Source organism: Apolloniradiicaulis salifontis, from assembly GCF_053756655.1.
This window is the reverse complement of record NZ_CM132387.1, coordinates 21667-33892: the sequence shown is the minus strand read 5'-3', so window position 1 is coordinate 33892 and position 12226 is coordinate 21667. Positions and strand designations below refer to the sequence as shown.

The window sequence follows — 12226 nt, the reverse complement described above, 5'->3', positions numbered from 1 at the left end:
GGAGGGTCACCCCCTCACAACCATCCACGCGCCGGCGATCAGCAGGGCGACGCCGGCCACACGGATCAGCGTCGCAGGCCGCGCCTCCAGACCGACCAGCCCCAAATGGTCGATCACGAGCGCTGCGGCGAGCTGAGAGGCGATGAGGGTCGCGAAGAACGCCCCGGCCCCGATCTTCGGCGTCGCCCAGGCCGCCGTGGAGACGAACAGCGCACCCAGCATGCCGCCGACGACCCATAGATGCAGCGGCGTGGAGGTCACCCGCTCCGCGCTGGGAAACCCGGCCCGCGCGGTCAGCACGCCCACCACCACCGTCAAAGTCAGCACCCCGGCCGAAAAGCTCACCAGCGCCGCGCGCAAGGGCGAGCCCAGATGATCAGCGAGCTGACCGTTGAAGGCGGGCTGCAGGCTCACGGCGGCGCCGGCGATCACCGTGGCGATGAAGGGCAGGGCGAAGGAAAGATTCATGGGGCGTCCTCGGCGGTTTGAGTGCATGCGGAACTAGGCCAGGAGCGCCTTTGTTCAAATACGCCCTCAACGCCGCCAGACGCGCGGCGTCAGCGCAGCGCCGCCAGGCGCCGCCCAGTTTCGGGCCAGTCCCTGCACCGTCGCCGCCGCCTCAGGTCCGCTTGCGCGGCTCGCCCCAGACATGGACCGGCTCCTCGATGGGGCCGCCGGGGCGCACGGGACGGTCCGCAAATCCGCCCAGGCACAGCGTGCGGTCGTACAGCGTGATCGCCGCGGCCACGGAGAGGTTCAGGCAGAAGCGGGTGGGGATCTTCACCACATGGGCGCAGCGCGACAGCATCTCCGGCGAGAGATCACCCCGTTCGCGCCCCAGCACATAAGCGGCGGCGCGCGGATGGCGGAAGCTGGGCATCTGCACCGCGTCGTCGGTGAGCTCCACCCCGATGAGCTGGCAGCCGCGCGGCAAGGCCATGTCCGTGACGGCGTCCCAGGCGTAATAGGGCACGTTCATCGCGGTTTTTGCGGTGTCGGCCTGAAACATTTCGCGCGCCGAGTTGGCGGCGTCCACGGTGAACACGAAGCTCGCCCCGAACGCATGGCCGGTGCGCATCACCGCACCGAGATTGCGCGCCTTGGAAACGCCCTCAACGCCGATTGCGAAATATCCCTTCATGGCGGCGTGATTACGACCACCCGCCGCGGGCCGCAAGTCCCGCCTCGACATGAAAAGGCCCGCCGCGCGATGGTTTGCGCGGCGGGCCTCTATCCGTCCTTCCGGGGGGAGGGTCGGGACGGATGTCTCTAGTGCACGCTCACCGGGTTCGCCCCGTGGGAGCGCGCAGCGGCGAAGGCGGCGTGGCGTTCAGAAAACACCGCCATGCGCGTGCCGTCCTCCAGGTGCACCGCGTAGAGTGTTGCGTCCTGGGGGATTTCGATTTCGCTCTGGGCGACCTGAGCGATGATCTCGGCTGCGGCCACCGGGCGCACATAGACCAGCGGGCTGGCCTCGGCGGTGTTTGAGTGTTCGTTGGCTTGGGCCATGTCCTGCGCCCTTTCGTTCAACTGGCGTAGATGAGACGTGGGCGCGGCGGGCCGGCGTTTCAAGATGCTCACAGCGCCGCAGACCTTTGGACAAGAAAAAACCCCGCGCCAGTTGGCGCGGGGTTTATCTGGTGGAGCCAGGCGGAATCGAACCGCCGACCTCTTGAATGCCATTCAAGCGCTCTCCCAACTGAGCTATGGCCCCGAAAATCGTGCAATCAGGCGAGGCTTGGGCGACCCCGCCGTTTCGAGAGCGCGGAACATAGTCGGGCGCGCGCCCCCGATCAAGCAGGCATTCCGCGCCAAATGCAGCGCGTTTTCAGACGCTGCTAGTCCTCGTCGTCATCGTCCACGGCGAGGTCGTCGCCCAAATCGTCGTCATCGTCGTCGTCCAGCAGCACGCCGGTGTCGTCATCGTCATCGTCAAGGTCGGCCTCCTCGTCGGAGAAACCGTCCAAATCCTCGTCCGGAGCTGCGGCGGTCTTGCGCTTGGGCTTCGGGGTGTCGTCGTCTTCCTCCTCGTCGTCACCCAGATCGATGGGCTCCTCGTCGAGCTCGGGGCCGTCATCATCGGCGTCGAGGTCGGTGTCGGTATCCTCGTCCTCATCGGTCTCGGCCGGCTCGTCGTCGATCGGCGCCTTGGGTTTTGCAGCCGGCGCGGCCTTGGCCGCCTTGCGGGTGCTCTTGGCGACCACCTCGTCGAAATACGACACCGGATACTCTTTTCCGGTGAAAGGGGAGACGATGGGATCTTTGTTCAGATCATAGAATTTCTTGCCGGTTTCAGGGCAAGTGCGCTTCACGCCAAGATCAGGTTTGGGCACGGTGCTGGGTCCTCGCGCGTCAGACGGGCTAATTTGGAAACGGGGGCGCAGTTGCCACGTTCTCCGCGCGCTGTCAAAACCCCATTTGCGCCCCGCATACACCCGCTCGTGGACAGATTGAATGACCGCCATGGAAACCGCCCGCGCAGACGCCCCGCGCGGGCGGAGAACAGCCTGTTCCGGCAACGCCTTATCAGGGGTGCGCGCCGCCGCGCCGGACAAGTCCGCCAGCCATCGCGCCGTGATCCTGGCTGCGCTCGCCCACGGGACCAGCCGCATATCCGGCCTTCTCGAGAGCGCCGACGTCATGGCGACCGCCGGCGCGGTTAAAGCCCTCGGCGCCGAAGTGGTGCGCGCCGGGGACGGAACCTGGACGATCACCGGATGCGACTGGACCAGTCCGGAAGGCCCGCTGGATCTGGGAAACGCCGGCACCGGCGTTCGCCTCTTGATGGGCGCTGCGGCGCGCTTCGATCTGGAGGCGGTCTTCACCGGCGATGAAAGCCTGTCGCGCCGGCCCATGGGCCGCGTCCTTGATCCGCTGAGCCTGATGGGTGTTCGCAGCGACGCCGCGAACGGCGGCCGCCTGCCGGCGCGCCTGTCTGGAAGTTCGCGTCTCAAGCCAATGACCTACACCCCGCCCGTCGCATCCGCCCAGGTGAAGAGTGCGGTGCTGTTCGCCGGCCTTGGCGCGCACGGTGAGACGGTGGTGATCGAGCCCCACGCCACGCGCGCCCAGACCGAAGTTATGGCGCCGCTTTTCGGCGCCGACATGAGCGTGGAGCGGCACGGGCCTGGGCTCACCGCCCGGGTGCGGGGCGGCAAGGCCCTCACTCCTTGTGATCTTGAAATCCCAGGCGACCCGTCCAGCGCCGCCTTCCTCATCGCCGCGGCCCTCACCACCGAAGGCTCCGACGTGACCGTCAGCGGCGTGATGACCAATGAGGCGCGCTTTGGTCTTTATGAGACGCTGCGCGAGATGGGCGCCGATCTGCAGATTACCCAGGCGGGAACCCGCTGCGGCGAGAAACTGGCCGATATCCGCGCCCGCTTCTCCACGCTGAAAGGCGTCACGGTCCCGCCCGAGCGGGCGCCCTCCATGATCGACGAATACCCGATCCTCTCGGTGATCGCCGCGTTCGCCCACGGCGAGACCCGCATGCTGGGCCTGGCCGAGCTGCGGGCCAAGGAAAGCGACCGTCTCGCCGCTTCCGCCGCCATGCTGCGGGCCAACGGGGTCGGCTTCGAGCTTGGCCCGGACAGCCTCACCGTCACCGGCTGCGGGCCCGGCGGCGCTCCGGGAGGCGGTGAAGTGATCACCGATCACGACCACCGCCTGGCCATGTCGGGCCTGGTCTTCGGTCTGGCCGCCCGGGAACCGGTTCGCGTGGACGATGTCGCCATGATCGCCACCAGCTATCCCGGCTTCTTCGCCGACATGGCTGCGCTTGGCGCGCAGATCACGCCCGACCCCGCCTAAACCCGTGTTCCGATTCTGGGGAACCCGCCCGCCCGGCTTGCTCGCGGCGGCCGATTGGAGTAGGTACGCGCGCGGTTCGTCGACCGGTCCGGGCTTGTCCCGCCGCCGCGATCCGCAGTCGCCGGACGGGCCTTGAAGGGTCGCCGGCGCGCAAATGATCCGATTTTGACGGTTTGTTCGCGCGCCTGACGCTTCGCCCGTTCCTTTTTGTACTTGAACGTTCCGGCCGCTCGCGGCTTTGCAAAATGGATGCTTTCGCCGCCGCGCGCGGCAAGACCGCCGGAGACAACCGGCCGGCCGGAAACAAGCAAGACCTTCTCTGGAGCAACCCTAACCTATGTCCGACACCCAAACCGCGTCGCCGAGCCAGGACGATTTCGCGCAAATGCTTGAAGCGAGCCTCGCCGGCCGCGACATGATGGAAGGCTCGGTCCTTAAAGGCCGTGTCACCGCCGTCGAGAACGACGTTGTCGTCATCGATGTCGGTCTCAAGACCGAGGGCCGCGTGGCCCTGCGCGAATTCACCGGCCCGGGCGCCGTGGCGCCGAAAGCCGGAGACGACGTCGAAGTCTATCTTGAGCGCATCGAGAACGCGATGGGCGAAGCGGTCCTCTCGCGCGACAAGGCGCGCCGCGAAGAGGCCTGGGATCGCCTTGAGACCCAGTTCGAAGGCAAGGAGCCGGTCACCGGCGCCATCGTCGGCCGCGTCAAGGGCGGCTTCACCGTGGATCTCGGCGGCGCCAGCGCCTTCCTGCCGGGCTCCCAGGTGGATATCCGTCCGGTGCGCGACGTGACCCCGCTGATGAACAAGGAACAGCCGTTCGCGATCCTGAAAATGGACCGTCCGCGCGGCAATATCGTGGTTTCGCGCCGCGCCGTTCTGGAAGAATCCCGCGCCGAACAGCGCGCCGAGCTCGTGGGCCAGCTGGCCGAGGGCGAAGTGCGCGAAGGCGTGGTCAAGAACATCACCGATTACGGCGCGTTCGTGGATCTGGGCGGCATTGACGGCCTGCTGCACGTCACCGACATGAGCTGGAGCCGCGTCGGCCATCCCAGCGAAGTCGTGGAGGTCGGCCAGACGGTCAACGTCCAGATCATCAAGATCAACAAAGACACCCAACGCATCTCGCTGGGCATGAAGCAGCTGCAGTCCGATCCATGGGAAGGCGTCTCGGTGAAATACCCGGTGGGCGCGGTGTTCCAGGGCCGGGTCACGAACATCGCCGAATATGGCGCGTTCGTGGAGCTGGAGCCGGGCGTCGAAGGCCTGGTCCACGTCTCCGAGATGAGCTGGACGAAGAAGAACATCCATCCCGGCAAGATCGTCTCCACCTCCCAGGAAGTGGACGTGATGGTGCTGGACGTGGATCCCGACAAGCGCCGGGTTTCGCTCGGCATCAAGCAGACCCAGCGCAACCCCTGGGAAGTCTTCGCTGAAACCCACCCGGCCGGCACCGAGGTCGAGGGCGAGGTCAAGAACATCACCGAATTCGGCCTGTTCATCGGCGTCGACGATGAAATCGACGGCATGGTGCACCTGTCCGATCTCGACTGGGATCGTTCGGGCGAGGACGCCATCCAGGACTACAAGAAGGGCGACACCGTTCGCGCGAAGATCCTCGACGTGGACGTCGAGAAAGAGCGCGTCTCCCTGGGCGTGAAGCAGCTCGCCGGCGATCCCATGGACGAAGGCGGCTTCAAGCGCGGCGAGACCGTGACCTGCACCGTCACCGAGATCACCACCGGCGGCATCGAAGTCTCCGTGGGTTCGGACGGGCTGATGAAGTCCTTCATCCGCAAGTCCGACCTGTCGCGTGACCGCGCCGAGCAGCGCCCCGAGCGTTTCGCCGTGGGCGACAAGGTGGACGCGCGCGTCACCAATATCGACAAGGCCAGCCGCCGCGTCTCCGTCTCCATCAAGGCGCTTGAAATCGTCGAGGAGAAAGAGGCCGTGGAACAGTACGGCTCCTCCAACTCCGGCGCTTCGCTGGGCGATATTCTTGGCGCCGCGCTGAAAGGCCAGGATGACGACAAGTCCGAATAGGCTTGTATTTCATCCGTAAGCGATCCAATCGCGTTTCATTCCCCGGGGCTCGCCACCCCGGGGAATTTTTTGTCGCCTGAGAATTTTATTTATTCCCTTCCGCCCTTTATGCGATTGACGAACGTTGGCCGCTCTTCCTAAGCTGATCATGACAAAAAGGGACGCCGGCATGATCAAGTCGCAGCTCATCGAGAAACTCGCCGAAGCCAACCCGCATCTCTACCAAAAGGATCTGGAGCGGGTGGTGAACACCGTTCTGGAGGAGATCACCCAGGCGCTGGAACGCGGCGACCGGATCGAACTGCGCGGCTTCGGCGCGTTCTCGGTGCGCAACCGCCCGCCCCGCCAGGGCCGCAACCCGCGCACCGGCGATCCGGTGAGCGTGAAGGAAAAGCACGTCCCCTTCTTCAAGACCGGCAAAGAATTGCGCGAGCGCGTCGACGGGAAGGGGTAGCGGCGGGCCGCCAGCCCGCCTGTCCCCAGGAAAGGACGCGGCTATCCCCCGTATTCGGGTCCTGAAGGACGCCTGCCGGTCCTGAAACTCCGGGCTCTAGTCGTGAAACCGTTCATCTTCAGCGACTTTGGCCGACGCCGCCCGACCGAAGGCGTGCGGCGCCCGGCGCTGGTCCCGCCGCCGCCCGCGCGCTATATCGCGCCCCCATGACCAGCTCCGCCTCAACCCTCGTCAAAATCTGCGGTCTCAATGACGCCGCCGCCGTGGACGCGGCGGTGGAGGCGGGCGCCGACTATCTAGGCTTCATCATCTTTCCCAAAAGCCCGCGCCATGTGAGCCCGGCTGACGCCGGCGCTTTGGCGCGGCGCAAGGGCGGCGCGAAATCGGTGGCGGTGCTGGTGGATCCCAATGACGCCCAGCTCGCCGCGGTGCTGATGACGATGCGGCCCGACTTCATCCAGCTTCACGGCCAGGAGAGCGCTGCGCGGTGCTTTGATGCGCGCCAGTATTGCGAGCTGGGCGTCTGGAAGGCGCTGGGGGTGAGCAGTACGGCGGATCTTAAAGCCGCGGACGCCTATCGCGGCCATGTGGACGGCTTTGTCTTCGACGCCAAGCCGCCCCAGGGCGCCGATCGGCCCGGCGGGCTGGGGGAGGCGTGGGACTATGGGCTGCTGAGCGGTTTCGACGCCGGCGCGCCCTGGCTTCTGGCCGGCGGGCTGACCGTGGAGACCGTGGGCGAGGCTGTCGCACAATCGGGCGCGCGCGGCGCCGATGTGGTGTCGGGAACCGAAAGCGCGCCGGGCGTCAAAGACCCGGCGAAAATCAGGGCCTTCATCGCTGCGGCGCGCGGCGGCGCGGCGCTTGCGTCGTGAAGGTTTTGCGGCTTTGGTGACCTAGAACGCTCCATGAATTTCCAGGGCGCCGCAGGCGGACCCGGGACCTCTCGCAAGCGTAGCGGTTTGGCCCGGACGAGGTCCGGGCTCGCCGCCTTCGGCTTGACTGGGACTTCAGATCAATTTGGCGAGACTCGTTTGATGACCAACCCCAACGCCTTCTCCCAGCAGCCCGACGCCCAAGGCCGGTTCGGCGAATTCGGCGGGCGCTATGTGGCCGAAACCCTGATGCCCAACATCCTTGAGCTGGAGAGGGCGTATGCTCAGTATAAAGACGATCCAGGTTTCGTCGCCGAGTTTGATGAATTCTCCCGCGATTTCATCGGCCGCCCCAGCCCGCTCTATTTCGCCGAGCGCCTCACCGAAGCCTTCGGCGGCGCGAAGATCTGGTTCAAGCGTGACGAGCTCAATCACACCGGGGCGCACAAGATCAATAACTGCCTGGGCCAGGTCCTGCTGGCCAAGCGCATGGGCAAGACCCGCATCATCGCAGAGACCGGCGCCGGCCAGCACGGCGTCGCCACCGCCACGGTCGCCGCTCGGTTCGGCATTCCGTGCGAGGTGTTCATGGGCGCCACCGACGTGGAGCGTCAGGCGCCCAACGTATTCCGCATGAAGCTGCTGGGCGCCAAGGTCCACGCCGTCACCTCCGGGCGCGGCACGCTGAAAGACGCCATGAATGAAGCCTTGAGGGATTGGGTCACCCATCCAGATGAGACCTTCTATGTCATCGGCACGGTGGCGGGTCCGCACCCCTATCCCATGATGGTGCGCGATTTTCAGTCCGTGATCGGCCGCGAGGCGCGCGAGCAGATGCTGGAGCGCACAGGCAAGCTGCCCGACGCGGCGGTGGCGTGTATCGGCGGCGGCTCCAACGCCATGGGCCTGTTCTATCCCTTCCTGGAGGATGAAAGCGTGCGCCTGATCGGGGTGGAGGCTGCGGGCAAGGGCCTGGACGGCCCCGACCACGCCGCCAGCCTCAATGGCGGCCGGCCCGGCATCCTGCACGGCAACAAGACGTATCTGCTGCAGGACGCGGACGGCCAGATCACCGAGGGCCATTCCATCTCAGCGGGCCTCGATTATCCCGGCATCGGGCCGGAGCACGCCTTCCTTCATGATGTGGGCCGCGCCGAATACCGCGCCGCCACCGACGCCGAAGCGCTGGAAATGTTCCAGCTCTGCTCGAGCCTTGAAGGCATCATCCCGGCGCTCGAACCCGCCCACGCTTTGGCGCGGGTCCGCGATCTCGCCACCGAGCTCGGCCCCGACGGCGTCATCCTGATGAATATGTGCGGGCGCGGCGACAAGGACGTGTTCAGCGTGGCGAAAGCGCTGGGTGTGGAGCTTTAGATGAGCGTTTTGCTTGCAGGCGCCTTGCAGGCGGCCGTGATATTCTCCGAGAGTCTGGCGCTACCGCTGCCGGACAAGGCCGAGATCGCCGCGCGCTGCGAGTCGCCCTTGGTGGAGCGGATCGGCGCCAGCCCTGACGGTTTCGGCGAAATGTACCTTTCTCTCGACATGGACGACTTTCAGACCGTGATGGCCGAGCTCGACGCGGCGCTTGCAGCGCGCGGCTGGCCGGTCACCAGTATCGAGGGCCATGGGCGAACCTACATGAATGACGACCCGCCAGGAGGATGCCGCCAGGGGCTCATCATTCCGGCCCCCGCCGCCCAGGGCGTGCGCGAGAGCACCGACGCCGACGCCCGCCCGTTTGACGGCGCGGGCTATCTGCTGTTTCTCCCCGTCGTTTCAGAGCCCGAGTGCGATTTCACATGACACGCCTCACCCCCACCTTCGCGCGCCTCGCGCAAAACAACACCGCCGGCTTCGTGGCTTATGTCATGGCTGGTGATCCCGACGCCGACACGACGCTGGCGATGATGCGCGGCCTTGCAGACAAGGGCGCGGACGTCATCGAGCTGGGCGTGCCGTTCACCGATCCCATGGCCGACGGGCCCACCATCCAGCGCGCCGCAATCCGGGCGCTGGCGGGCGGAATGACGCTGAACGGCGTGCTGGGAATCGTGCGCCGGTTTCGGGAAACGAACAACGATACGCCCGTGGTGCTCATGGGTTACGCCAATCCGTTCTTCTCGCGCGGCTATACAAGCACCGCCGACGCCATGGCCGAGGCCGGGGCGGACGGGGTGATCTGTGTGGATATTCCGCCGGAGGAAGACGCCGAGTTTCGCACCGCCCTGCACGGTCACGGCCTGGCCTTCGTGCGCCTAGCCGCGCCCACCACCTCGGACGCGCGCTTGCCGCAAGTCGTGACTCACGCCTCTGGATTCGTGTACTACGTCTCAACGACCGGCGTGACGGGCGCAGGTTCGGGCGAGACCGGCGATATCGAGACGGCGGTGGCGCGGGTGCGCAAAGCCTCCGGCCTGCCGGTGGCGGTGGGCTTCGGCGTGAAGACGCCCGAGCGCGCCGCAGAGATCGGCCGGGTCGCCGACGCAGTGGTCGTTGGATCAGCCATCGTCGATGCGCTGGACACGCGCGGCGTCGATGCGGCCTTGACGCTCGCCGCCCGCCTGGCCGACGCTGCCCACGCGGCGCGCCGCTGAACGAGAGGGACGACCTGATATGAGCTGGCTTCAACGGATCACCCCGCCCGGCGTGCAGCGCATGTTCGACAAGCGCGACACGCCGGAGAATCTCTGGGTGAAGTGCCCGATCTCCGGCGAGATGGTGTTCAACAAGGACCTGGAAGCCGGGCTCCATGTCACCCCGGCCGGCCATCACATGCGCATTGGTCCGGAGCTGCGGTTCAAATACACGTTCGACGGCGGGTTCAAGACCGTCTCGATCCCGGACGTGGCCCGCGACCCGCTGAAATTCCGCGACGACAAGCCCTATTCCAGCCGCATCACCGCAGCGCGCAAGAAGACCGGGCGCGACGACGCCATGGCCATCGGCGTCGGCGAAATCCGCGGTCTGAAGACCACCGTTCTGGTCCAGGATTTCGGCTTCATGGGCGGCTCTCTGGGCATGGGCGCCGGGGAGGGCTTCCTGAAAGCCTGCGAGACCGCGGTGGAAAACCGCACGCCCCTGGTCTGCTTCACCGCCGCCGGCGGCGCGCGCATGCAGGAAGGCGCCCTGTCGCTGATGCAGATGCCGCGCACCACGCTGGGCGTGGAGATGCTGCGCGAGGCCGGCCTGCCCTATATCGTCGTGCTGTGCGATCCCACCACCGGCGGGGTGACGGCCAGCTACGCCATGCTGGGCGATGTACACCTGGCCGAACCCGGCGCGCTCATCGGCTTCGCCGGACCGCGCGTGATCGAGCAGACCATCCGGGAAAAACTGCCCGAAGGCTTCCAGCGTTCTGAATATCTTCTGGAAAAGGGCATGGTGGACAAGGTGGTTCACCGCAAGGATCTTCCGGAAACGCTGGGCAATATCCTGCGCGTGCTGATGAAGCGCCAGAGCTATTCCGGCGCGGCCCCGGCCAAGTCGCCGGCCAAGACCGAGGCGGCGAAAGCGAGCGAAGCGTAAGCGCGCTGCGATCTTCGCCCCCTCCGCCCTGCAGATGTTTTGCGACCGCTGAACGCTTCTCAGTTGCGCGACGCGTTCGTGTATCAACGCATCCCGCCCTGAAGGTGCGATCTCGGGCTTCCGGCCCGGGTGAGCCTTGAGGGAGTTTCAGAAAGACGCTTCGGCGATGACTTCGACCCCTGAGCCCTTCGCTCCAGAATCCATCGACGCGGCGCTGGCGCGTCTGGCGCGCCATCATCCAAAGAAGATCGATCTGTCGCTGGACCGGATCGAGCGGCTGCTGGAGGCGCTCGGCCGGCCGCAGGACCGCATGCCGCCTGCGATCCATATCGCCGGGACCAACGGCAAGGGCTCCACGGCGGCCTTCCTGAAAGCCATTGCGGAGGCGGCGGGCGAGCGCGTCCATGTCTACACCTCGCCCCATCTGGTCCGCTTTAACGAGCGCATCGTTCTGGCCGGAGAGATCGTCGACGATGCGCGCCTGAAAGCGGCGTTCGACCGGGTGGAGGCGGCCAATGGCGACGCGCCCGTCACCTTTTTTGAAACCACCACGGCGGCCGCATTCCTGCTGTTCTCCGAAACGCCGGCGGATCGGCTGATCCTGGAAGTGGGCCTTGGCGGGCGTCTGGACGCCACCAACGTCGTCACGCCGCAGGTCTGCGTCATCACCCCGGTGAGCCTCGATCACCAGGCGTTTCTGGGCGACACGGTGGAAGAGATCGCCGCGGAGAAAGCCGGGATCATCAAGCCGGGCGTCCCCGTCATCGTGGGGCCGCAGAGCGACGGTGCGCGCGCGGTGATCGCCGAGGCCGCCCGGCGCCTGGGCGCGCCGATCCAGGTCTGGGGCGAAGATTTCCGCGCCTGGCGCGAGCATGGGCGCACGGTCTTTGAGGAGGAAAGCCTGCTCTGGGATCTGCCCCAGCCGGCGCTGGCGGGCGCCCATCAGGTGATCAACGCCGGGGTGGCCTGCGCCGCGGCGCGCGCCTGCGGCTATGAACAGGGCGCCGCGCGCGAGGGGCTGAGAACGGCACGCTGGCCGGCCCGCCTGCAACGCCTCACCGCCGGGCCGCTGGCCGACATCACCCAGCCGCGCCGCGCCGAACTGTGGCTCGACGGCGGACACAATCCGTCCGCCGCCGAGACCCTGGCCGCAGGACTTGGACAGATGGAGGGGGCGAGCGAGCGGCCGCTGGTCCTGATCAGCGCCTTTTCCACGAACAAGGACGCCCAAGCCTATTTTGAGTATTTCGCCGGGCTGGCGGCGCGCGTCATCGCCGTGACGTTCGCCGGGGGCCGCGAGGGGGCCAAGAGCGCTCAGGCGGTGGCCGACGCGGCGCGCGCGGCGGAGATCCCGGCCCAGACCGCCGCCGGGCTGAGAGAAGCCGTCCATGACGCGCTGGAGGATTATGACCGGCCGCGCATCGTGATCTGCGGCTCGCTCTACCTGGCGGGGGAAGTGCTGGCCATGGGCACGGGCGAGACGGTGCAGGCGACGCCGGGCTAGAAGGCGGCGACGGC

At 66.8% G+C, this 12226-nt stretch carries 13 protein-coding genes and 1 tRNA gene; 9 read left to right on the top strand and 5 right to left on the bottom strand.

Going from position 1 to position 12226, the window contains the following annotated elements; genetic code table 11:
- Positions 1 to 6 precede the first annotated feature (6 nt).
- The 5 genes from ACWCOP_RS00190 to ACWCOP_RS00170 all read right to left on the bottom strand — a co-directional run bounded on the left by ACWCOP_RS00190 (position 7) and on the right by ACWCOP_RS00170 (position 2333).
- Positions 7 to 468 (bottom strand): DMT family transporter, encoded by a 462-nt coding sequence (locus tag ACWCOP_RS00190; protein ID WP_478249178.1) that lies wholly within the window; start codon positions 466 to 468, stop codon positions 7 to 9.
- Positions 469 to 619: 151 nt separating this feature from the next.
- Positions 620 to 1141 carry an RNA methyltransferase gene (locus ACWCOP_RS00185; protein ID WP_478249176.1) on the bottom strand — a complete coding sequence of 174 codons (522 nt, stop codon included), beginning with the start codon at positions 1139 to 1141 and terminating at the stop codon, positions 620 to 622.
- Positions 1142 to 1269: 128 nt separating this feature from the next.
- Positions 1270 to 1509, bottom strand: coding sequence for a DUF1150 family protein (locus ACWCOP_RS00180; RefSeq protein ID WP_478249175.1), 240 nt, complete (start codon positions 1507 to 1509; stop codon positions 1270 to 1272).
- Positions 1510 to 1638: 129 nt separating this feature from the next.
- A tRNA-Ala gene (locus ACWCOP_RS00175) sits at positions 1639 to 1714 on the bottom strand.
- A gap of 124 nt (positions 1715 to 1838) precedes the next feature.
- On the bottom strand, positions 1839 to 2333 hold the full coding sequence (locus ACWCOP_RS00170; RefSeq protein ID WP_478249174.1) for a TIGR02300 family protein: 495 nt from the start codon (positions 2331 to 2333) through the stop codon (positions 1839 to 1841).
- A gap of 130 nt (positions 2334 to 2463) precedes the next feature.
- Between ACWCOP_RS00170 and aroA the strand changes: the two genes are divergently transcribed.
- The 9 genes from aroA to ACWCOP_RS00125 all read left to right on the top strand — a co-directional run bounded on the left by aroA (position 2464) and on the right by ACWCOP_RS00125 (position 12212).
- On the top strand, positions 2464 to 3813 hold the full coding sequence (gene aroA, locus ACWCOP_RS00165; protein ID WP_478250701.1) for a 3-phosphoshikimate 1-carboxyvinyltransferase: 1350 nt from the start codon (positions 2464 to 2466) through the stop codon (positions 3811 to 3813).
- 337 nt (positions 3814 to 4150) lie between these two features.
- Positions 4151 to 5857 (top strand): 30S ribosomal protein S1, encoded by a 1707-nt coding sequence (gene rpsA, locus ACWCOP_RS00160; RefSeq protein WP_478249173.1) that lies wholly within the window; start codon positions 4151 to 4153, stop codon positions 5855 to 5857.
- Positions 5858 to 6026: 169 nt separating this feature from the next.
- The gene (locus tag ACWCOP_RS00155; protein ID WP_478249172.1) at positions 6027 to 6311 is read left to right on the top strand and encodes an integration host factor subunit beta; all 285 of its coding nucleotides are present in this window, start codon (positions 6027 to 6029) and stop codon (positions 6309 to 6311) included.
- A gap of 206 nt (positions 6312 to 6517) precedes the next feature.
- Positions 6518 to 7183 carry a phosphoribosylanthranilate isomerase gene (locus tag ACWCOP_RS00150; protein WP_478249171.1) on the top strand — a complete coding sequence of 222 codons (666 nt, stop codon included), beginning with the start codon at positions 6518 to 6520 and terminating at the stop codon, positions 7181 to 7183.
- A gap of 162 nt (positions 7184 to 7345) precedes the next feature.
- Positions 7346 to 8557, top strand: coding sequence for a tryptophan synthase subunit beta (trpB, locus tag ACWCOP_RS00145; RefSeq protein WP_478249170.1), 1212 nt, complete (start codon positions 7346 to 7348; stop codon positions 8555 to 8557).
- The gene (locus ACWCOP_RS00140; protein WP_478249168.1) at positions 8558 to 8986 is read left to right on the top strand and encodes a hypothetical protein; all 429 of its coding nucleotides are present in this window, start codon (positions 8558 to 8560) and stop codon (positions 8984 to 8986) included. It begins immediately after the preceding gene.
- Positions 8983 to 9777 carry a tryptophan synthase subunit alpha gene (gene trpA / locus ACWCOP_RS00135; protein ID WP_478249167.1) on the top strand — a complete coding sequence of 265 codons (795 nt, stop codon included), beginning with the start codon at positions 8983 to 8985 and terminating at the stop codon, positions 9775 to 9777. Before ACWCOP_RS00140 ends, trpA begins: the two co-directional genes overlap by 4 nt.
- A gap of 19 nt (positions 9778 to 9796) precedes the next feature.
- Positions 9797 to 10708, top strand: a complete 912-nt coding sequence (gene accD / locus ACWCOP_RS00130; protein ID WP_478249166.1) for an acetyl-CoA carboxylase, carboxyltransferase subunit beta — start codon at positions 9797 to 9799, stop codon at positions 10706 to 10708.
- Between the two features lie 166 nt (positions 10709 to 10874).
- On the top strand, positions 10875 to 12212 hold the full coding sequence (locus ACWCOP_RS00125) for a bifunctional folylpolyglutamate synthase/dihydrofolate synthase (RefSeq protein ID WP_478249165.1): 1338 nt from the start codon (positions 10875 to 10877) through the stop codon (positions 12210 to 12212).
- Positions 12213 to 12226 lie beyond the last annotated feature (14 nt).

Excerpts from the sequence above, each read along its gene's own strand:
- ACWCOP_RS00185 (WP_478249176.1), bottom strand. The coding sequence starts at position 1,141 with ATGAAGGGATATTTCGCAATCGGCGTTGAGGGCGTTTCCAAGGCGCGC.
- ACWCOP_RS00190 (WP_478249178.1), bottom strand. The coding sequence starts at position 468 with ATGAATCTTTCCTTCGCCCTGCCCTTCATCGCCACGGTGATCGCCGGC.
- ACWCOP_RS00150 (WP_478249171.1), top strand. The coding sequence starts at position 6,518 with ATGACCAGCTCCGCCTCAACCCTCGTCAAAATCTGCGGTCTCAATGAC.
- trpB (WP_478249170.1), top strand. The coding sequence starts at position 7,346 with ATGACCAACCCCAACGCCTTCTCCCAGCAGCCCGACGCCCAAGGCCGG.
- aroA (WP_478250701.1), top strand. The coding sequence starts at position 2,464 with ATGGAAACCGCCCGCGCAGACGCCCCGCGCGGGCGGAGAACAGCCTGT.
- ACWCOP_RS00140 (WP_478249168.1), top strand. The coding sequence starts at position 8,558 with ATGAGCGTTTTGCTTGCAGGCGCCTTGCAGGCGGCCGTGATATTCTCC.
- ACWCOP_RS00155 (WP_478249172.1), top strand. The coding sequence starts at position 6,027 with ATGATCAAGTCGCAGCTCATCGAGAAACTCGCCGAAGCCAACCCGCAT.
- accD (WP_478249166.1), top strand. The coding sequence starts at position 9,797 with ATGAGCTGGCTTCAACGGATCACCCCGCCCGGCGTGCAGCGCATGTTC.
- ACWCOP_RS00180 (WP_478249175.1), bottom strand. The coding sequence starts at position 1,509 with ATGGCCCAAGCCAACGAACACTCAAACACCGCCGAGGCCAGCCCGCTG.
- ACWCOP_RS00125 (WP_478249165.1), top strand. The coding sequence starts at position 10,875 with ATGACTTCGACCCCTGAGCCCTTCGCTCCAGAATCCATCGACGCGGCG.
- trpA (WP_478249167.1), top strand. The coding sequence starts at position 8,983 with ATGACACGCCTCACCCCCACCTTCGCGCGCCTCGCGCAAAACAACACC.
- rpsA (WP_478249173.1), top strand. The coding sequence starts at position 4,151 with ATGTCCGACACCCAAACCGCGTCGCCGAGCCAGGACGATTTCGCGCAA.